Below are 469 nucleotides of genomic sequence, written 5' to 3'. Positions count from 1 at the left end.
GCGTCTACCCCTCCGCGGCGGACCGCGCGTCCTTCGCGGCCACGATCATGAGCAGTCCCGCGCAACGCGCCATGTACGGCGCGATCTACAACGACAGCCTGGGCGCGGTCGGCATCTGGAAGGCCGGCATGTTCCACACCCTGATCGCGGTCGCGGTGATCCTGACCCTGATCCGGCACACCCGAGCGGAGGAGGAGTCCGGCCGGACAGAGCTTCTCGACTCCACCTCCGTCGGCCGGTACGCCGGGCTGACCGCCGCGTTGACGGTCGCCTTCGGAGCCTCGATCGCGACCGGGCTGATCGGTACCGCCGGACTGCTCACCACCGACGTGCCGCACGCCGGCTCGCTGGCCTTCGGTCTCGCGCTGGCCGGCTCGATCGCGACCGGGCTGATCGGTACCGCCGGACTGCTCACCACCGACGTGCCGCACGCCGGCTCGCTGGCCTTCGGTCTCGCGCTGGCCGGCTC

The 469-nt window shown here is 71.6% G+C and carries 1 pseudogene; it reads left to right on the top strand.

Annotation, left to right across the window (positions count from 1 at the left end):
• Window positions 1-469 (top strand): annotated as a pseudogene (locus AC1DYG_RS19600) (hypothetical protein); the annotation flags it as partial.

It is taken from the genome of Pedococcus sp. P1_H8 (genome assembly GCF_056405175.1).
This window is presented reverse-complemented; position numbering and strand designations above follow the sequence as displayed.